Source organism: Aeromonas sp. SE22, from assembly GCF_038739755.1.
In the GTDB taxonomy this organism is placed as follows: Bacteria; Pseudomonadota; Gammaproteobacteria; order Enterobacterales; family Aeromonadaceae; genus Aeromonas; species Aeromonas jandaei.
In genome coordinates, this window is sequence record NZ_JBCGFD010000005.1 from 65,478 (window position 1) to 84,183 (window position 18,706).

The window sequence follows — 18,706 nt, forward strand, 5'->3', positions numbered from 1 at the left end:
TGGCCAAAGCATTCTGATTGCAGATCTCCATAATGGCGGCCATTCACTCCCATTGAAGGTGTCCGTCATGATCCCGGTTACTGCCCTTGGCGCCATCGCGGCGCTCTCCATCGCCATCTTCCTCATTCTGAAGAAGGTACCGCCCGCTTACGGCATGATCGTCGGCGCGCTCGCCGGCGGCCTGATCGGCGGCGCCGATCTCAGCCAGACCGTTGCCCTGATGATCGGCGGCGCCCAGGGGATCACCACTGCGGTGATGCGGATCCTGGCGGCCGGCGTACTGGCCGGCGTGCTGATCGAATCGGGTGCGGCTACCACCATCGCCGAGACCATCGTCAAGAAACTGGGTGAGACCCGCGCCCTGCTGGCGCTGGCGTTGGCGACCATGATCCTGACTGCGGTCGGTGTATTCGTGGACGTGGCAGTCATCACGGTGGCGCCCATTGCGCTGGCCATCGCCCGCCGTGCCGACCTCTCCAAGGCGGCCATCCTGCTGGCGATGATCGGTGGCGGCAAGGCGGGCAACGTCATGTCACCCAACCCCAACGCCATCGCGGCTGCGGATGCCTTCCACCTGCCCCTTACCTCGGTCATGGCGGCCGGCATCATCCCGGGCCTGTTTGGTCTGGTGATGGCCTACTGGCTGGCCAAGCGTCTGAACAACAAGGGCAGCAAGGTTGCCGCTGACGAGGTGGTGAGCTTCGAGGGCACCAAACTGCCGGGCTTTGCCGCCGCCATCAGTGCGCCGCTGGTTGCCATCCTGCTGCTGGCCCTGCGTCCGGTCGCCGGTATCGTGGTGGATCCGCTGATTGCACTGCCGCTCGGTGGTCTGGTCGGTGCCCTGATGATGGGCAAGTTCAGCAAGGTGAACCAGTTTGCTGTCTCCGGTCTCTCCCGCATGGCGCCGGTGGCCATCATGCTGCTGGGTACCGGTACTCTGGCGGGCATCATCGCCAACTCAGGCCTGAAAGATGTGCTGATCAGCGGCCTGACCGCCTCCGGCCTGCCCTCTTACCTGCTGGCCCCCATCTCCGGTGCCCTGATGTCGCTGGCAACCGCCTCGACCACAGCCGGTACTGTGGTTGCTTCCAACGTATTCAGCTCCACCCTGCTTGAACTGGGCGTCAGCGCGCTGGCGGGTGCCGCCATGATCCATGCCGGTGCCACCGTGTTTGACCATATGCCCCACGGCTCCTTCTTCCATGCTACTGGCGGCAGCGTCCACATGGGCGTGGGCGAGCGACTCAAGCTTATCCCCTACGAAACCGCAGTCGGTCTGACCATTGCAGCTGTCTCTACCCTGATGTTTGGCGTGTTTGGCCTCGCCTAAGGAATTGATATGAAAATTGTTATTGCCCCCGATTCATTCAAGGAGAGCCTGAGCGCCATGGCGGTGGCTGATGCCATCGAGGCCGGTTTCAAACAGGTGTTGCCAAACGCCACCTACGTCAAATTGCCGATGGCCGATGGCGGCGAGGGCACGGTGCAGTCGCTGGTCGATGCCACCGGTGGTCGCATTCTGCCGGTCGAAGTGACCGCCCCCCTTGGCAACAAGGTACAGGGTTTTGTCGGCCTGCTGGGCGATGGCCAGCGCGCCGTTATCGAGATGGCCGCCGCCTCCGGTATCCATCTGGTCGCTCCCGAGCAGCGCAATCCGTTGCTCACCTCCAGCTTCGGTACCGGCGAGCTGATCCTGGCCGCACTGGAGATGGGGGTGAAGCACCTCATCCTCGGTATCGGCGGCAGCGCCACCAATGACGGTGGTGCCGGCATGATCCAGGCGCTCGGCGGCAAGTTGCTCAAAGCCGATGGCTCAGCCATCGAGCTGGGTGGCGCCGGTCTTGCCGAACTCGCGACCATCGACCTGAGCGGTCTGGACCCGCGTCTGGGCGAGCTGGTTATCGAGGTGGCGTGCGATGTGAACAACCCGCTGTGCGGCCCGAAAGGCGCCTCCGCGGTGTTTGGCCCGCAGAAGGGGGCGACCCCGGAGATGGTGCAGCAGCTCGATGCCAACCTTTCCCGTTATGCCGACTGCATCGAGCAGGCCCTTGGCAAGCAGGTGAAGGATATTCCGGGGGCGGGCGCTGCCGGTGGTATGGGGGCCGCGCTGGTTGGTCTGCTCGGTGCCGAGCTCAAGCCCGGTATCCAGATCGTCATCGAAGCCCTGAAACTGGCCGATGAAGTGGCCGATGCGGATCTGGTCATTACCGGTGAAGGTCGTATCGACAGCCAGACCATCCACGGCAAGACGCCAATCGGTGTCGCACGCTGTGCCAAGCAGTTCGGCAAGCCGGTGATCGGTATCTCCGGCTGTCTGACCGATGATTGCGGTGTGGTGCACGAGCACGGGCTGGATGCGGTGTTCGCCGTGGTCAACCGTGCCATGTCTCTGCCGGAAGCGCTGGAGACCGCCAGCACCAACATTCAGCTGACTGCGCGCAACGTCGCGGCACTCTATCAGCTCAAGGGTTGATCCGGTTCGGCCGATGGGCGCCATCGGCCACCCAATATTCCCGTATGGGGCATCTCTCATCCCAGGAGATGTCTGGCTGCCCTAGCACTTCTTTGCCGATCCTCCGTGATCGGCTTTTTTCTTGTTACATCCTCCAGTTCCATGTTCGATGCCATGGGGTCGCGCGGTTTCTATAGGCGCATTCCGCCCTTTCCGGCATAGTGGTAGCCACACGAACAAGGAGAGACCCATGATCCTGCTGACTCTGGGCGTCGCGCTGTTTACCCTGATCCACCTCTACCCCTGTTTTGCAGCGGCGCATCGGGCACGGCTGCGCGAGCGGCTCGGGGAAAATCGCTACAAGGGGCTCTTCTCCCTGCTGGTTTTCGTTGCCATCGCCTGCATCATTGCCGGCTGGCGCACTGTCCGGCCATTTCCGCTCTATTTCCTGCCGGATTGGGGGCCGCTGGCCATGATGGGGATGATGCCCATCTCCCTCATTCTCTTTTTTTCGGGGCAGGGCCCCAACCATTTGCGCCGCTGGCTGGTTCATCCGCAGCTGCTCGGCACCCTGCTCTGGGCCATTGCCCACCTCCTGGTCAACAGCGAGGCGCGTTCACTGGTGCTGTTTGGCGGTATCGGGCTGTGGGCGCTGGTGAGCATCGTCTGGATTTCGGTGCGGGACTGGCAGAAATATCCACGCCCAGAGGCCAACTGGACCGGTACCGGCATCAGTGTCGGGGCCGGACTGGCGGCTACGGCGCTGCTCATCTTCTGGGGCCACGGCTGGCTGACCGGCATTCCTCTCCATTGAGAGTGAACCGCCCCGGCGCAAGGGTCGTATCAGAGAGAAAACCACAAGGAGTATTGCCGATGAAATGGTTCGCGCTGTTGTTGCTGCTTGGCAGCGGCATGGCATCTGCCGCCTGTCCCGACTATTTCAATGTGGAGATGCGCGAGCTCAACAGCACCCAGCGCCACAATCTCTGTCAGCTGACCGAGGGCAAGGTGGTGCTGGTGGTCAATACCGCCTCCTACTGCGGCTATAGCGGCCAGTTTCGCGATCTGGAGAAGCTTTATCAGAGCTACAAGGACAAGGGGCTGATTATTCTCGGTTTCCCCTCCAACGACTTCTGGCAGGAAGCGGGCAACGAGAACAAGACCGCCGAGGTGTGCCGTCGCGACTATGGCGTGACCTTCCCCATGTTCAACCGGGTGGCGGTGCGTGGTTCTAATGCCGTGCCGCTGTTCAAGGGGCTGGCGGCGGCCGCAGATGGCGATGAACCGAACTGGAACTTCCACAAGTATCTGGTGGGGCGCGATGGCAAGCTGATTGCCAGCTACGGCGCCAACCAGAATCCGTCCGATGATCCCCTCAAGCTGCAGGTCACCCGGGCGTTGGGGCTCTGACCCTACCCCTTGGCGAGGAGCTCTGGAATAATGGGCTCCCGCTCTTTCAACCCGGTTATCCTGTGCTGCAACGTCTTCCGCAAATGGTGATCTTCGATGCGCTGGTGCGCGAGCAGGGTATCTCTGCTGCCGCCCGTCGTCTCGGCGTCTCCAAGTCTCACATCAGCAAGCAGCTGGCGCTGCTGGAGACCGCCCTTGGCGCCCAGCTGGTACAGCGCACCACCCGTCGCTTCGCTCTGACCGAGCTGGGTCAGGAGTATGCCCGTCACTGCCATGCGCTGGTGGCGGTGGCGCAGGAGGCGAACTCGATGATCGCCGAGCGGCGCGGCAAGGTGAGTGGCGTGCTCCATCTCGGGGTGGGCCAATCTTTCGGCCGTCTGCATGTCATTCCCCATCTCAAGGCGTTTCAGGATCGTTATCCCGAGCTTGAGCTGGAGGTCTCCCTGTTCGATCACAAAACCAATCTGGTGGACGAAGGGTTGGATCTCTGGCTGACCACATATGAGGACAAACCGGAAGGGCTGGTCGGGCAGCGGCTGGCCGATATCGGCTTCGTGCTGGCGGCTTCGCCGGATTACCTGTTGAGCCACGGTACGCCGCTCCACCCGAAAGAGCTGGCCCAGCACAACTGCATCACCTATCAGAGCCGGGAGCGGCGCTATCACCAGTGGTCGTTCCGTCAGGGCAAGGAGCGCCAGACGGTGCAGGTTGCTGGCAACTATCGGGTCGACATGGCGGAAGCGGTGCGCGATGCGGCACTGGCCGGGCTTGGCATCGCCTACATCGCCAACTACTTGCTGGACAAGGAGTTGCAGAGCGGCAAGCTGATCCCGCTGCTGCCGGAGTGGCGGCCGAACCAGCAGATGGCGGTCCACGCCGTCTATGCCCGGCGCGAACATCTGGATCCCAAGATCCGTCTCTTCATCGATTTCCTCAAGGCTCGCTTTGGCCCGGAACCCTACTGGGAACAGCGGCTGGCCCCCTGGCTCGGTGGTCGATTGTCCGGCAGCGAGGAATAATTGTTTTTAAATGGAAACACTCGATTTCTTCTGATACTAAAATCGAGCCAAATCAGCCAGTTGGCGCAACCGGTATCGTGCAAACGTTTTTTCTAACAGGCCCGTAACCAAGTGGACTTGCAGTGACGGGGGGAGAGGCGCAGAATCCGCGCCCATCTTTTTCCCCACCTGATGGAGTCCCTATGATTGCCCTGCTCGGCATCCTGAGTATCCTGGCGCTTGCCGTGATCTGCTCTGATAATCGTCGTCGTATCCCGTTGCGAACAGTTGGCCTTGCCCTCTGCCTGCAGGTCATGTTTGCCGCGCTGGTGCTCTGGCTGCCTGCCGGTCAGCATGTGCTGAACGGGGTGAGCGAGAGTGTCAGCAGCGTGATTGGCTACGGTCAGGAGGGGATCGCCTTCCTGTTTGGCGATCTGGCCAAGTTCAAGCTGGGCTTCATCTTTGCCTTCAACGTGCTGCCGGTCATCATCTTCTTCTCTGCGGTGATCGCCATTCTTTACCACATCGGCCTGATGCCGCGGGTGATCTCCCTGCTGGGCGGCGGTCTGCAGAAGCTGCTGGGCACCGGCCGTGCCGAGAGCCTCTCCGCCACTGCCAACATCTTCGTCGGCATGGTGGAAGCGCCGCTGGTGGTCAAACCCTATCTCTCCAAGATGTCCGACTCCCAGTTCTTCGCGGTGATGAGCTGTGGTCTCGCCTCTGTCGCGGGCGGCACTCTGGTCGGTTACGCCAGCATCGGGGTCGAGCTGAAATACCTGATTGCGGCCGCCTTCATGTCCGCGCCAGCCGGTCTGGCGATGGCCAAGATCCTGGTGCCGCCGAGTGTTGAAGAGGTGGATCACCATCAGGATGTCGAGATCCCCCGCGCCACCAACGTGATTGAAGCGGCTGCCGATGGTGCCATGGCCGGTCTCAATATCGCCGTGGCGGTCGGTGCGACCCTGCTGGCCTTCGTCGGTGTGATCGCCATGCTTAATGGTCTGCTCGGCTGGGCTGGCGGTCTGGTGGGTCTGGATCTGAGCTTCCAGATCATTCTGGGTTGGTTGTTTGCCCCGGTATCCTGGTTGATCGGTGTGCCCTGGGAGCAGGCACAGGCTGCCGGTGCTCTGATTGGTACCAAGATCGTGGTCAACGAGTTCGTCGCCTTCATCGCATTGGTGCAGGATCAGACCCTGAGCGAGTCGAGTAAGGCCATCGTCACCTTCGCCCTGTGCGGGTTTGCCAACATCTCTTCCATGGCCATCCTGATCGGCGGTCTGGGTGCCATGGTGCCGGAGCGCAAAGGCTTTATCGCCCGTTACGGTATGCGTGCCATCCTCTCCGGCGTGCTGGCCAACCTGATGAGCGCTTCCCTCGCGAGCATCTTCCTCGCCCTGTAACAGGCCTGGATAATTTATAAAACAAGGGCGCCATCATGGCGCCCTTGCTGTTTTTCCCGATCAAAAAGCCCCGACCTGAGTCGGGGCTTTTTGTTGCGCTATTCAGTCAACGTAGAAGGTTTGCTGGAAGGTGAGGATCTGCTGCTGACCGCCCCCCATGATCTTCAAAGTGAACTGGTAGGTATCTTCATTGCGGTAGGGGAGGGTTGCCAGATAGTAGATGGCATCCCCCTCCTTGACCTCCTGGAAGCTGAGGTTGCGGATGGTACCGGTGAGGTTTTTGGCCTCGCCGGTGACGGAGACCGCTTGGGCCTTGCCCTGCTTGTCCTGCACTGCAATGTTGATGATGCCGTTGTAGCGGCTGCGCTCCAGACCGTAGGTTTTGGCCACCTCGGGGGTGAGGAAGCTGGAGTTGAAGGCGTTGTAGTGCACCTGCCAGGGGCCCAGCTCCTTCATCTGTTCAGCCCGCAGGGGCAGGGTCATCAGCAGTGCCAACAGGCAGCTCATCCAGGCTGTTTTCATGGTGTCATCCCTCTCGTATCAATGTTGGCTCAGGCCGGATTGTCCAGCAGAGCGCTCACTTCCGGTGGCAACTGTTTGGGGCTGTCGATGGCGACCGTCTTGTGTCGCCCCAGCTCGCCCCGCACTATGGTGACCTGCCCCTTGGCCACCTTGAACTGCTTGGCCAGAAACTTGATCAAATGGCTGTTGGCCTGGCCATCGACGGGCGGTGCCGTGATGGCCACTTTCAACTCTTCTCCGTGCAATCCAACGATCTGATCCCGGCTCGCCTTGGGCTGGATCATCAGATGCAGTACCAGCTCATCCCCCTGTAGCAGGACGGCAGGCATCAAATCATCCACCACAGCTGGCCGAACAGGTCGCCCAGCAGATAGTTGATGGCCTGCAGCCCGATAAAGGCAACCAGCACCGAGAGATCCAGTCCGCCCAGTGCCGGCAGCACGCGGCGGATCGGAGAGAGGAAGGGCTCGGTCAGCTGGTACATCACATATTCGATGGGGTTGCGACCCTGGCTGACCCAGCTCAGGATGGCGCGGATCAGCAGTACCCAGAAGATCATCGAACCGGCTTTCTTCAGCACGGTCAGCGCGGCAAACAGGCTGAGACTGAGCCAGTCGGCCAGCAGCACGTTCATGCTCTTGAGCAGGGCCAGCTTGAGGAAGGCGACAGCCAGTGCCAGCACTACGGAGGCGAGATCCAGCCCCCCCAGACCCGGGATAACCCGGCGCAGTGGCACTACCAGCGGGTTGGTCAGCTTGACCACCATCTGGCTCATGGGGTTGTAGAAGTCGGCACGCGCCCACTGCAGCCAGACGCGCAGCAGCACCACCATCAGGTAGAGATCGAAAATGGTGTTGATCAGAAAGTAAGCGGTGTTCATCTGGGCTCCTGTCAGAAAAGAGTTTCCATTTCGGCGGCGCGAGCTACGGCTGCCTGCATGGCGTTGGCAGTCAGCGGCATCAGCCCCTGCTGCTGGAATGTCTTGATGGCTTCGGCGGTTGTGCCGCCCTTGCTGGTGACCTGCTCACGCAGGGTTTGTAGCGACAGTTCGGGATTTTGCTCCACCATGGCCGCTGCGCCGAGGGCGGTCTGCTGCACCAGCTGGCGTGCCTGCTTGGGGGAGAAGCCCATGGCCTCTGCCTCTTCGGCGATCGCCTGCATAAAGAGGAAGAAGTAGGCCGGGGCGCTGCCGGCAGCGGCGATGACGCTGTTGATGCCGGACTCCTGCTCCACCCAGAGGGTCTTGCCGACCGCCTGCATCATCTGCTCGGCAAAGTCGCGATCCGCGGCGGCAATATGCTCGGGCGCATAGAGGCCTGTCATGCCCAGACCCAGCAGGGCCGGGGTATTGGGCATGGTGCGGATGATACGGTCGTGACCACCGGTCATCTCGGCAAGGCGAGCAACCTTGATGCCGGCCGCGATGGAGACGAGCAGCTTGCCCGCAAGGGAGCCCAGCTCGGCAACCAGTGCTGCCAGCATGCCGGCCATCAGCTGCGGTTTGACCGCCAGCACGATCACCTCGGCATGGCGGGCCGCCTCGGCATTGGAGCGGGTGGTGCGAATGCCGTAGTCGTTGGCTAGCGCATCCAGTTTGGGCTGGCTCGGGTTGGCGGCAGTGATAAGCGTTGCCGGATAACCCGCTTTGACCAGACCGGCGATGATGCTGCGGCTCATGTTGCCTGCGCCGATAAAGGCGAGCGTCCTGTGCTGTTGCATTAAAGGCTCCTGTTGCTTGGTGGGGCGCTGGCACGCGGCGTGCGTTGCCTGCGCTGGCGCACCTGCTTATGAGTAGTCGCGGGCGCCGAAGATGGCGGTGCCGACCCGCACCATGGTGCTGCCGTGGGCGATCGCCAGTTCAAGATCCTCGGTCATCCCCATCGAGAGGGTATCGACGCTCGGGTATTGTCGCGCAAGCTCGGTGAACAGAGTCTGCATACGGGCCATTTGGGCGGCCAATATAGTCTCGTCACTGGTGTGTTCGGGAATGGCCATCAGCCCGCGCAGCACCAGCCGCTCACTGTGAGAAACCAGTTCGGCGAGGCGGAAAATCTCTTGTTCCGACGTTCCGGATTTGCTGCTCTCTCCGCTAATATTGATTTGCAGACAAACATTTAGCGGTGCCATGCTGGCAGGGCGCTGATTGTTCAGACGTTCGATCAGCTTCTCTCTGTCCACGCTTTGCACCCAGTCGAACCGTTCGGCAACCAGCCTGGATTTGTTCGATTGCAAAGGGCCGATAAAGTGCCACTCTATGTCGTTATATTCGGGTTGCTGGCGCAGGGTGTCGATCTTGGTGGCAGCTTCCTGAGCGTAGGATTCGCCAAAGCAGCGCTGGCCGGCAGCGTGAGCGGCCATCAGGGCCTCAAGGGGTTTGGTTTTGCTGACCGCAAGCAACCGGACCTGCTCCGGATTGCGGCTCGCCCCTCCGGCTGCCTGGGCAATACGTTCTTTTACCTGAAGCAGGTGCTGGGCAATCTGGTTCATGTTTCGTTAGTGATCTTGTGATGGGAGAATGACAAATCTATGGATATCACAGAGTTATTGGCTTTTAGTGTAAAGCATAAAGCGTCGGATCTACACCTGTCCGCCGGGGTTCCCCCGATGATCAGGGTTGATGGCGAGGTTCGCAAGATCAATTTGCCCGCCCTGGAACATCGGGAGGTGCACGCCCTCATTTACGACATCATGAACGATCACCAGCGCAAGGAGCTGGAGGAGAATTTCGAGGTCGACTTCTCATTCGAGGTGCCCAATCTGGCCCGCTTCCGGGTCAACGCCTTCCAGCAAGCGCGCGGTTCTGGCGCGGTATTTCGTACCATCCCCAGTACTGTGCTGAGCCTCGAAGATCTCGATGCGCCGGAGATCTTCCGCAAGATCGCCGAGTTCCCGCGCGGTCTGGTACTGGTGACCGGGCCGACCGGTTCCGGTAAGTCGACCACGCTGGCGGCCATGGTCAACTACATCAACGAGAACTTCCATCACCATATTCTCACCATCGAAGACCCCATCGAATTTGTGCACGAGAACAAGCGCTGTCTGGTGAACCAGCGGGAAGTGCACCGCGATACCAAGAGCTTCAGTAATGCCCTGCGCTCGGCACTGCGGGAAGACCCCGACATCATTCTGGTGGGTGAGATGCGCGATCTTGAAACCATTCGCCTCGCCATGACCGCAGCCGAAACCGGCCACTTGGTATTTGGCACCCTACACACCTCGTCGGCAGCCAAGACTATCGACCGTATCATCGACGTCTTCCCCGGCGCAGAGAAAGACATGGTGCGCTCCATGCTCTCCGAATCCCTGCGGGCGGTTATCTCCCAGACCCTGCTCAAGCGTATTGGCGGCGGTCGGGTGGCAGCTCACGAGATCATGATGGGGATCCCGGCGGTGCGGAATCTCATCCGGGAGGACAAGATCGCCCAGCTTTACTCGGTGATCCAGACCGGGATGACCCACGGCATGCAGACCATGGATCAGAGCCTCAAGCAGCTGGTCAGCCGTGGCATGGTGGCGTCTCTCGATGCCAAGGCCAAGGCGGTTGACCCCAACAGCATCTGATGATGCCGGATCCAGGGAGGGATCGATGATGAATCTGGATGAACTGCTGGCCCAGCTGGTGGAGAAAAAAGGGTCGGATCTCTTTGTGACGGTGGGGACGCCCCCCACCCTCAAGGTGAACGGCCATCTGCTCTCTTTGGGGGGCGAAGCGCTCGATAAAAAGGCTGCTCTCACGCTGGTGAGGGAGACCCTGAGCCCCGAGCATTTCGAACGCTATATCCGCACCAGGGAGGCCAACTACGCTATTCACCGCGAAACCTTGGGTCGGTTTCGGGTCAGCGCTTTCTGGCAGCAGGAGCTGCCGGGCATGGTGGTTAGGCGTATCGAGACACGTATTCCTACCTTCGATGATCTGCAACTGCCCGTGATCCTGCAGGAGGTCGCATTGGCCAAGCGCGGACTGGTGCTGTTTGTCGGCGCCACCGGTGCGGGTAAATCGACCACCCAGGCGACCATGATTGGTTATCGCAACCAGCATGCCGACGGCCATATTCTGACGGTGGAGGACCCGGTGGAGTTTGTCCATCAGCATGGCCGCAGTCTGATCACCCAGCGGGAGGTGGGTATCGATACCGAGTCGTTCGATGTGGCGTTGAAAAGCTCGCTGCGTCAGGCTCCTGACGTCATTCTGATCGGCGAGATCAGAAGCTCTGAGACCATGGAGTTTGCCCTGCAGTTTGCCGAGACCGGCCACCTCTGCCTCGCGACTCTGCACGCCAACAACGCCAACCAGGCGCTGGATCGCATTCTGCATCTGGTACCGCAGGAGAAGCATCGTCAGTTCCTGTTCGATCTCTCCTTCAACCTCAAGGCCATTGTCGCCCAGCAACTGGTGCCGAGCGTGGATGGCAAGCGGCGCTGCGCCGCATTCGAGATCCTGCTCAACACCCCGCTTATCACCGACATTATCCGCAAGGGGGAGATGCACCGGCTCAAGGAAGTGATGACCAAATCGACCGAGCTTGGCATGCAAACCTTCGATCAATCGCTCTTCAACCTGTTCTGCTCCGGCCAGATTGGCTACAGTGAGGCCCTTGCCCATGCCGACTCGGCCAACGACCTGCGGCTGCTGATCAAGCTTTCCGGCCGTGATCAGCTTGGAACCGGTACGCTGGACAATGTGACGCTGGATGAATGAACAATGGGGCCGGGCCTCGGCTTGGCCCCACGCAATAAAGGAACCTTATGCTGATTGTGGTCTCCCCGGCCAAGACGCTGGATTACGAGTCACCGCTGGTGACAACCCGATTCACCCAACCCGAGCTGCTGGATCACTCTGCAGAACTCATCAAGCGGGCTCGCCAACTGAGCCCGGATCAAATTGCCACCCTGATGAAGATCAGCGACAAGCTGGCGGGTCTCAACGCCGCCCGGTTTGCCGAGTGGCAACCCGACTTCACTCCGGCCAATGCCCGTCAGGCGCTACTGGCCTTCAAGGGGGATGTCTACACCGGGCTGGCAGTAGAAGATTTCAGCGAGGCCGATTTTGACTTCGCTCAGGCACATCTGCGCATGCTCTCCGGTCTCTACGGTGTGCTGCGCCCCCTCGATCTGATGATGCCCTACCGGCTTGAGATGGGAACCAAGCTCGACAACGGTCGCGGCAAGGATCTCTACCAGTTCTGGGGCGAGGTGATCACTCACCACCTCAATGAGGCGCTGGCGGCGCAGGGTGATGAGGTGCTGATCAATCTGGCCTCCGACGAGTATTTCAAGTCGGTACGACCCAAGGGCCTGAAAGGGCGGATCGTTACCCCGGTGTTCAAGGACGAGAAGAACGGCCAGTTCAAGATCATCAGTTTCTACGCCAAGAAGGCGCGCGGCATGATGGCTCGCCACATCATCAAGCACCGCCTGACCGAGGTGGAACAGCTGACCGGTTTCAACGCCGATGGCTACTACTTCGTGCCGGAAGAGTCGGACGCCAATACCCTGATGTTTAAACGCGCCGAAAATTAATTACAAAAAGAGGGAACCAATCTTTCGACCTGCGGGTCTGAATATGTGAATCCTCTGTTGTAAGCACTTTTTATTCGCCGACGTTTGATACGTCGGCTTTTTTATTGCCGTTTTTATTGTCCATCGATTGCCTTCGCGGGGACTATATGGTTCAGATAGACTCAAGACAGGGAGTGAGTCGTCGCGAGGTTTATATGGAACAGAAAAATGCCATTCGGCAGGTTGCCGTACCTTGGGCTCCGTCCCGCCAGCTCCCGCCGGGGCTGGTCGTTGCCGAGCTGCATCAGGATCTCTGGAGCGACTCCCTGACCATCATGCTGGGTCGGGCGCGCAGCATCGATCTGCCTCCGCAAATCCTCTGCCGGGTCTATTTCCGCCATATCTACGCCCTGCGGGTGATCGAAGATTGCGATCTGGCGGAGGGGAAGGATAGCCACGCCATCGAAGAGCAGATCCAGCTCATCACCCCCTCCCGTTTTGCCAGCTGGTTTCATCAGGAGTCTGATGGCCTGCATCTGGACGAAGATTTGCAGCACTACCGCATCTCGACCTGGGATTACTGCGCCGACGTACTCACCTCTTCGGCACCAGAGCTGCAGTTTGTCGCCCCGCGAGAATCCTGATCCGGTCATCGTCTGGTAGCAACATGGGGGGAAGGCCGTTTCAGTCTTCCCCCTTCTCTTTACAGACGAATTCTTCCGGACACAAAAAAAGCGCCTCAAGGGAGGCGCTGGGGAAAAAAGACAGATTGGAAGCGTCACATGGGTGCTACTTGGAGTGGTGAATGAGCCGTGCCACTCAAGTATGGAGCCATCATGCCAGCTGCTATCTGAAGTAGTTCTGAGACAATTCTTCATCCTCTGTTCATCTTCTCGACACGTTTTCGGCAAGGTGACCGAGGCTCGCCTCTGCTGCGATGATTCTTCAGTGCACCACGTTTATGGGGTCAGGACAAACGGCGCGTGACGCTGCTCCAGCTCCAGTAGCCAGCGTTTGATGGGAATGCCGCCGGCATAACCGGTCAGCTCGCCGCTGCGGCCGATCACCCGGTGGCAGGGCACTATGATGCTGAGCGGATTGCGCCCGTTGGCGGCTCCCACGGCTCTGACCGATTTGGGATTGCCGATGGCTTGGGCAATCTCGAGATAGCTGACGGTTTCGCCGTAAGGGATATCACAGAGGGCGCGCCATACCGCTTGCTGGAATGGTGTGCCACGGGCGGCCAGCGGCAGGTCGAATTGCTGCAGACGACCGGCGAAGTAGGCAGCGAACTGCTCGACGAAGGGAGCAAGAGCCAGATCATCCCGTTGCCACTCAGCGGTCGGAGTTACCGGCTGCTCCCCCCGCACGAACTCCACATAGCGCAGACCATCCCGATCGATGGCGATGAGCAGAGGGCCACGGGCGCTGTCGCAAAAACTATATTTCATGCTGTCATCCTCGGGCCAGGGTTAGTCCAGTACCAGCTTGCCGCGGGTCGATTTGATCTCCCCCTTGCGCTTCTTGGCATCGACCCGTTTGCGCTGGGAGCTGCGGGTCGGCTTGGTGGCATGGCGGGCCTTGGGGCGCCACGCCGCCTTTTTCAGTAGTTCGACCAGACGGCTCATCGCCTCCTTGCGGTTCATGTCCTGACTGCGGTGGCTCTCGACCCGGATCAGGATAAAGCCGTCATGTACCCGGCTGTCGCTCAGCTTGTCGAGCCCCTCCTTGTAGAGCGGGGTGAGGCTTGGGGAGTTGCGGTAATCGAAGCGCAACCAGACTGCGGAGTCGGTCTTGTTGACGTGCTGGCCTCCGTTGCCCTGGGCCCGCATGGTCTGGAATTGCAGCTCATGCCAGGGGAGGGTAACGCTGTTGGAGATGACTAACATACTGCTGTGCTCTTGTTTGGTGCAGAGGCGCTGGCCGCCACAGCGTGGTGCCTCATTATGGGGCGCGTGGCCGGTCGATCCTGGCTCGCTTTGGGTGTTGCTCCGCAATTAGACGCTATCTTCATGAAATTTAATAATAAAAATACTTGGCACAAGAATTGATTCCCGGTTTATGACACACCATGGATTGGGAGCAACCAGATGAAGCTGATTAGTGCGATTATCAAACCGTTCAAGCTGGACGATGTCCGCGAGGCCATTGCCAACCTGGGGGTGGAGGGGTTGACCGTGTCCGAGGTCAAGGGATTTGGCCGCCAGAAGGGACACACCGAATTATACCGGGGGGCCGAGTATCAGGTCGACTTTTTACCCAAGGTGAAGCTGGAGATCGCCACCACGGATGACAACGTGGAGGGGGTGATCGAGGCGATCTGCAAGGCGGCCTATACCGGCAAGATCGGTGACGGCAAGATCTTCGTTTATGACCTGTTGCAGGCGGTGCGTATTCGTACCGGCGAGAACGACGAAGAGGCGCTCTGATCGCCGGTTTGTCACCTCACTTGCCATGGCAAAACCCGATTGGGGCTGGATGGGATTCTATCCGGCCCTTTTATTTATGTCGCGTTTAAATATGTGAACTTCCCCCGCCACTCATCCTTGATCTCGCAATCGGAATATGCAGAATGCAAACGGCAATTGTTCTCACTCGATTTAGCAACTCAAGGAATGGATGATGAAAATGAAGATGCTGGCACTGGCTTTCTCTGCATTGGCAGCCCAGTCTGCGTTGGCGGCAGGAGAGGTGAATGTCTACTCCAACCGGCAGGATGAGCTGATCAAGCCCATCATCCAGCAGTTCGAGAAGGAATCGGGCATCAAGGTGAACGTGGTGTTCGCCAAAGAGGGGCTGAACGAGCGTCTGGAGCGGGAAGGCAAGCTCTCTCCGGCCGACCTGATGCTGACAACCGATATCAGCCGTCTGACCGATCTGGTAGACAAGGGGCTGGTGCAGCCGGTGGAGAGCAAGATCCTGCAGGAGAACATCCCCGCCAGCTATCGCGATCCGGAGAACCGCTGGTTCGCCCTGACCACCCGGGTGCGTGCCATCTACTCCAGCAAGGATCGCCTCGGCAAGCTCGATACCATCAGCTACGAAGATCTGGCCAAGCCGGAATTCAAAGGGAAAATCTGCACCCGCAGCGGCAAGCATGAGTACAATGTGGCGCTGGTCTCCTCGATGATCGTCCATCACGGCATGGCCGAGACCAAAACCTGGCTGGAAGGGGTCAAGGCCAACCTGGCGCGCAAACCGCAGGGCAACGACCGGGATCAGGTCAAGGCGATCAAGGATGGCATCTGTGACCTGTCGCTCGGCAACAGCTACTATCTGGGCGCCATGTTGAAGGATCCGGCGCAGAAAGCCTGGGCTGATGCCGTCTACATCAACTTCCCGAATCAGGCCGACCGCGGTGCCCATGTCAACGTGAGCGGCGTGGCCATGACCAAGTATGCCAAGAACAAAGAGGCCGCTCAGAAGCTGATGGAGTTTCTGGCTGGCGACACCGCCCAGCACATGTATGCGGACGTGAATGCCGAGTATCCGGTCAAGGCCGGGGTCGAGCCTTCCGCCATGGTCAAGTCCTGGGGCAGTTTCAAGTCTGACGCGCTACCGGTCAGCGATTACGCCAAGCACCGCAAGGACGCCTTGCAGTTGCTGGATGAAGTGAAGTTCGACTTGTAATTCAGATGGGGCCAATGGCCCCATCAACCTCTGTGGTCTCATGAAAAATTCTGGATGGATTACCGGCAGCTGGGCAACAGCCCTGCTGCTGGCTTTGCCGGTGCTTGCTCTGGTCTTCTCTGCCTTCTCGGCTGAGGGAGAGCTGTTTCGCCACCTCGCCGATACCGTGCTGCTCGATTATCTGGCCAATACCCTTGGGCTGGTGGTTGGCGTGGTGCTGCTCAGCCTGCTGTTTGGCGTGCCAACCGCCTGGCTGGTGGCCATGTGTCAGGTGCCGGGGCGGCGTGCCCTGCAGTGGGCTCTGATGCTGCCGATGGCGATGCCCTCCTATATCGTCGCCTACGTCTATACCGACCTGCTCGACTACTCGGGCCCGCTGCAGGCCGGGTTGCGCGCCCTCTTTGGCTGGAACAGTCCTGCCGATTACTGGTTTCCGGCCATTCGCTCCCTTGGCGGCGCCGCCTGGGTGCTGGCGCTGGTGCTGTTCCCCTATGTCTATTTGCTGACTCGAGCCTCCTTCCTCGAGCAGTCAGTCAGCCTGATCCACTCCAGCCGCCTGCTCGGCTGTACCCCGTGGCAGAGCTTTCGTCGCCTCAGCCTGCCGCTGGCGCGCCCCGCCATCATGGTGGCGGTGTCGCTGGTGGCCATGGAGACGTTGGCTGATTTTGCCACCGTCCACTTCTTTGCCATCAACACCCTGACCACTGCGGTCTACGATACCTGGCTCGGTTACGGCAGTCTGGCCACCGCTGCTAAACTCTCCTGCCTGATGCTGCTGGCGGTGGTGCTGCTGATCGCGCTGGAGCGCCGCTCGCGCAGTCGGCAACAGGTGTTCCAGAAGTCCATGGGCCATGAGCAGCCGCTGCGCTATCCGCTCAAGGGGATGAGTCGTTGGCTGGCCGCATTCTGGTGCTGGGGGCTGGTGCTGGCCGGTTTCGGCCTGCCGTTCGTCATCCTGCTCGATTACGGGGTGCGCTACTTCGAGTTGTCGTGGACACCGGAGTTCGTTCGTTTTGCCGGTAACAGTTTGCTCATCTCGGCGCTGACCGCCCTGCTGGCGATGGGGATTGCCCTGCTGCTCGGCTTCTGTCGCCGCCTCGATGGCGGGATCAAGAGTCTGCTGCCGCTGCGCATCGCCGCCATGGGTTACGCCATGCCGGGTACCGTGCTCGCCATCGGGGTCCTGGTGCCGCTCACTGCCCTCGATTTTGCCATCAATGATCTCGCCGAGTGGTTAGGGCGTCAGGGGCCGGGGCTACTGCTGACCGGCACCATCACCGCCATCGTGTTTGGCTATCTGGTGCGCTTCGTGGCCATCGCCATCGGCTCGGTGGAGAGCAGCATGGGCAAGATCTCCCCCAGCCTCGATATGGCGGCCCGATCTTTGGGGCAGGGGGATGGCGCCATGCTGCGGCGGGTCCATCTGCCGCTGGTGCGCCGCGGTCTGTTTGCCGGCGCCATGTTGGTGTTCATCGAATCCATGAAGGAGCTGCCCGCCGCCCTGCTGCTGCGGCCGTTCAACTTCGATACTTTGGCGACCCACGTCTACCAGTTCGTCTCGGACGAGATGCTGGAGCGCGGCGCGCTGGGGGCCATCGTCATCGTGCTGGTGGGGCTGTTGCCGCTGATCTGGGTCAACCGCAGTCTGGATAGTCCCGGCCACTGAGTCGCCACGTCGGCCAATGAAATTGCATGCGGTGTGCTGAACCGAAAGGCAGTGCGCCGCCAGAAACGAGAGGAAGTCAGCCTTGTCCTGTTTGCAGGTTGAAAATGTCAGCTGCCGTTACAACGGCCGCAATGTGCTGGAGCAGCTCTCCCTGACGGTGGCAGACAACGAGATCGTCTGTCTGCTGGGGGCGAGTGGCTGCGGCAAAACCACGCTGCTCAAGGCCATCGCCGGATTGCTGCCGTTGGCAGAGGGCTCGATCCGCCTCGGCGATACCCTGCTCGACGGGCCGGGTGCCAGCGTGCCGGCCGAGGCACGCAATATCGGCATGATCTTTCAGGATTACGCCCTCTTCCCCCACCTGACGGTGGCTGACAACGTCGGCTTCGGTCTGACCAAACTCGACCGCCGTGCCCGCCAGCAGCAGGTGGACGAGGCGCTGGCGCTGGTCAATCTGCAGGGGCTGGGGGAGCGTTATCCGCACCAGCTCTCCGGCGGCCAGCAGCAGCGGGTGGCCATCGCCCGGGCGCTGGTGTGCAAGCCGCGGCTGATGCTGCTGGATGAACCCTTCTCCAACATCGACACCCAGGTGCGGATGAAGTTGATCCTCGAGATCCGCGCCCTGCTCAAGCAGCAGGGGATCGGCGCCATCTTCGTCAGCCACAGCAAGGAGGAGGCCTTCGCCTTCGCCGACCGGCTGGCGCTGTTTCGCGCAGGTCATATCGAACAGGTGGGCCAGCCGGAGCAGCTCTATCGCCGCCCGCAAAACCGCTTCGTGGCGGAGTTTCTCGGCGGGGTCAACTATCTGGCCGCCGAGGTGGTGGACAGCCACTGCGTGCAGACGGCGCTCGGGGTCATCTGTGGCAGCGAGCCTCATGGCCGCGCGGTGGGCGAGCAGTTGCAGCTGATGCTCAGACCCCAGCAACTGCTGCTGGAGAGCGCCGCGGAGGGCGAGCTCAAGGTGGTGGAGCAGCAGTTCCTCGGCCACCATTGCCGGGTGCTGTTCGAGTGTGGCGATCTGCAGCTGGAGGCGAGCATTGGCGAGCCTCTTGAGGGGATGCGGGCCCGCATCCGGGTGGCGCCTCACACGCTGGTGTTGTTTGACCCTTTACCCTGAACGCGTGATATC

21 protein-coding genes are annotated in these 18,706 nt (G+C 60.5%); 14 read left to right on the forward strand and 7 right to left on the reverse strand.

The window, feature by feature from the left end; genetic code table 11:
- Positions 1 to 67 precede the first annotated feature (67 nt).
- The 6 genes from AAHA39_RS10810 to AAHA39_RS10835 all read left to right on the forward strand — a co-directional run bounded on the left by AAHA39_RS10810 (position 68) and on the right by AAHA39_RS10835 (position 6,260).
- The gene (locus AAHA39_RS10810) at positions 68 to 1,330 is read left to right on the forward strand and encodes a GntP family permease (protein WP_041209065.1); all 1,263 of its coding nucleotides are present in this window, start codon (positions 68 to 70) and stop codon (positions 1,328 to 1,330) included.
- A 9-nt stretch (positions 1,331 to 1,339) separates the two neighbouring features.
- Positions 1,340 to 2,473, forward strand: coding sequence for a glycerate kinase (locus tag AAHA39_RS10815; protein WP_043850000.1), 1,134 nt, complete (start codon positions 1,340 to 1,342; stop codon positions 2,471 to 2,473).
- 229 nt (positions 2,474 to 2,702) lie between these two features.
- A complete protein-coding gene (locus tag AAHA39_RS10820) occupies positions 2,703 to 3,266 on the forward strand; it encodes an NnrU family protein (RefSeq protein WP_041209067.1) in 564 nt (187 codons plus the stop codon).
- Between the two features lie 59 nt (positions 3,267 to 3,325).
- Positions 3,326 to 3,862 carry a glutathione peroxidase gene (locus tag AAHA39_RS10825; RefSeq protein ID WP_320655966.1) on the forward strand — a complete coding sequence of 179 codons (537 nt, stop codon included), beginning with the start codon at positions 3,326 to 3,328 and terminating at the stop codon, positions 3,860 to 3,862.
- An 83-nt stretch (positions 3,863 to 3,945) separates the two neighbouring features.
- Positions 3,946 to 4,881 (forward strand): LysR family transcriptional regulator, encoded by a 936-nt coding sequence (locus tag AAHA39_RS10830; protein WP_033114036.1) that lies wholly within the window; start codon positions 3,946 to 3,948, stop codon positions 4,879 to 4,881.
- A gap of 182 nt (positions 4,882 to 5,063) precedes the next feature.
- Positions 5,064 to 6,260 carry a NupC/NupG family nucleoside CNT transporter gene (locus AAHA39_RS10835; protein WP_201912749.1) on the forward strand — a complete coding sequence of 399 codons (1,197 nt, stop codon included), beginning with the start codon at positions 5,064 to 5,066 and terminating at the stop codon, positions 6,258 to 6,260.
- Positions 6,261 to 6,362: 102 nt separating this feature from the next.
- Here AAHA39_RS10835 and AAHA39_RS10840 read toward each other — a convergent pair whose 3' ends face one another.
- The 5 genes from AAHA39_RS10840 to AAHA39_RS10860 form a co-directional block, all read right to left on the reverse strand.
- A complete protein-coding gene (locus AAHA39_RS10840) occupies positions 6,363 to 6,782 on the reverse strand; it encodes a DUF4426 domain-containing protein (protein ID WP_041209070.1) in 420 nt (139 codons plus the stop codon).
- A gap of 29 nt (positions 6,783 to 6,811) precedes the next feature.
- On the reverse strand, positions 6,812 to 7,111 hold the full coding sequence (gene yggU, locus AAHA39_RS10845; protein WP_033114039.1) for a DUF167 family protein YggU: 300 nt from the start codon (positions 7,109 to 7,111) through the stop codon (positions 6,812 to 6,814).
- A complete protein-coding gene (locus AAHA39_RS10850; protein ID WP_320655967.1) occupies positions 7,111 to 7,662 on the reverse strand; it encodes a YggT family protein in 552 nt (183 codons plus the stop codon). Before AAHA39_RS10850 ends, yggU begins: the two co-directional genes overlap by 1 nt.
- A gap of 11 nt (positions 7,663 to 7,673) precedes the next feature.
- Entirely contained in the window at positions 7,674 to 8,501 is an 828-nt protein-coding gene (gene proC, locus AAHA39_RS10855) for a pyrroline-5-carboxylate reductase (protein ID WP_320655968.1), read from the reverse strand.
- Positions 8,502 to 8,567: 66 nt separating this feature from the next.
- Positions 8,568 to 9,269: a YggS family pyridoxal phosphate-dependent enzyme gene (locus tag AAHA39_RS10860; RefSeq protein WP_320655969.1), complete on the reverse strand. Its 702-nt coding sequence runs from the start codon at positions 9,267 to 9,269 to the stop codon at positions 8,568 to 8,570.
- Between the two features lie 39 nt (positions 9,270 to 9,308).
- Between AAHA39_RS10860 and tapT the strand changes: the two genes are divergently transcribed.
- The 4 genes from tapT to AAHA39_RS10880 all read left to right on the forward strand — a co-directional run bounded on the left by tapT (position 9,309) and on the right by AAHA39_RS10880 (position 12,925).
- Entirely contained in the window at positions 9,309 to 10,343 is a 1,035-nt protein-coding gene (gene tapT / locus AAHA39_RS10865; RefSeq protein WP_033114043.1) for a type IVa pilus ATPase TapT, read from the forward strand.
- Between the two features lie 28 nt (positions 10,344 to 10,371).
- On the forward strand, positions 10,372 to 11,481 hold the full coding sequence (gene tapU, locus AAHA39_RS10870) for a type IVa pilus ATPase TapU (RefSeq protein WP_320656017.1): 1,110 nt from the start codon (positions 10,372 to 10,374) through the stop codon (positions 11,479 to 11,481).
- Between the two features lie 47 nt (positions 11,482 to 11,528).
- Positions 11,529 to 12,302, forward strand: a complete 774-nt coding sequence (gene yaaA, locus AAHA39_RS10875; protein ID WP_320655970.1) for a peroxide stress protein YaaA — start codon at positions 11,529 to 11,531, stop codon at positions 12,300 to 12,302.
- Between the two features lie 194 nt (positions 12,303 to 12,496).
- A complete protein-coding gene (locus AAHA39_RS10880) occupies positions 12,497 to 12,925 on the forward strand; it encodes a hypothetical protein (protein WP_033114045.1) in 429 nt (142 codons plus the stop codon).
- Between the two features lie 315 nt (positions 12,926 to 13,240).
- On the opposite strand, the gene AAHA39_RS10885 is transcribed toward AAHA39_RS10880, so the two are convergent.
- Positions 13,241 to 13,732 (reverse strand): methylated-DNA--[protein]-cysteine S-methyltransferase, encoded by a 492-nt coding sequence (locus AAHA39_RS10885; protein WP_320655971.1) that lies wholly within the window; start codon positions 13,730 to 13,732, stop codon positions 13,241 to 13,243.
- Between the two features lie 21 nt (positions 13,733 to 13,753).
- Positions 13,754 to 14,170 (reverse strand): alternative ribosome rescue aminoacyl-tRNA hydrolase ArfB, encoded by a 417-nt coding sequence (gene arfB / locus AAHA39_RS10890; protein ID WP_033114047.1) that lies wholly within the window; start codon positions 14,168 to 14,170, stop codon positions 13,754 to 13,756.
- 201 nt (positions 14,171 to 14,371) lie between these two features.
- Between arfB and glnK the strand changes: the two genes are divergently transcribed.
- The 4 genes from glnK (at position 14,372) to AAHA39_RS10910 (ending at position 18,694) form a co-directional block, all read left to right on the forward strand.
- Positions 14,372 to 14,710: a P-II family nitrogen regulator gene (glnK, locus tag AAHA39_RS10895; RefSeq protein WP_033114048.1), complete on the forward strand. Its 339-nt coding sequence runs from the start codon at positions 14,372 to 14,374 to the stop codon at positions 14,708 to 14,710.
- 193 nt (positions 14,711 to 14,903) lie between these two features.
- Positions 14,904 to 15,911, forward strand: a complete 1,008-nt coding sequence (locus AAHA39_RS10900) for a Fe(3+) ABC transporter substrate-binding protein (RefSeq protein WP_143241803.1) — start codon at positions 14,904 to 14,906, stop codon at positions 15,909 to 15,911.
- Between the two features lie 40 nt (positions 15,912 to 15,951).
- Positions 15,952 to 17,577 (forward strand): ABC transporter permease, encoded by a 1,626-nt coding sequence (locus tag AAHA39_RS10905; protein WP_201908827.1) that lies wholly within the window; start codon positions 15,952 to 15,954, stop codon positions 17,575 to 17,577.
- An 82-nt stretch (positions 17,578 to 17,659) separates the two neighbouring features.
- Positions 17,660 to 18,694 (forward strand): ABC transporter ATP-binding protein, encoded by a 1,035-nt coding sequence (locus tag AAHA39_RS10910; RefSeq protein WP_320655972.1) that lies wholly within the window; start codon positions 17,660 to 17,662, stop codon positions 18,692 to 18,694.
- Positions 18,695 to 18,706: the final 12 nt, after the last annotated feature.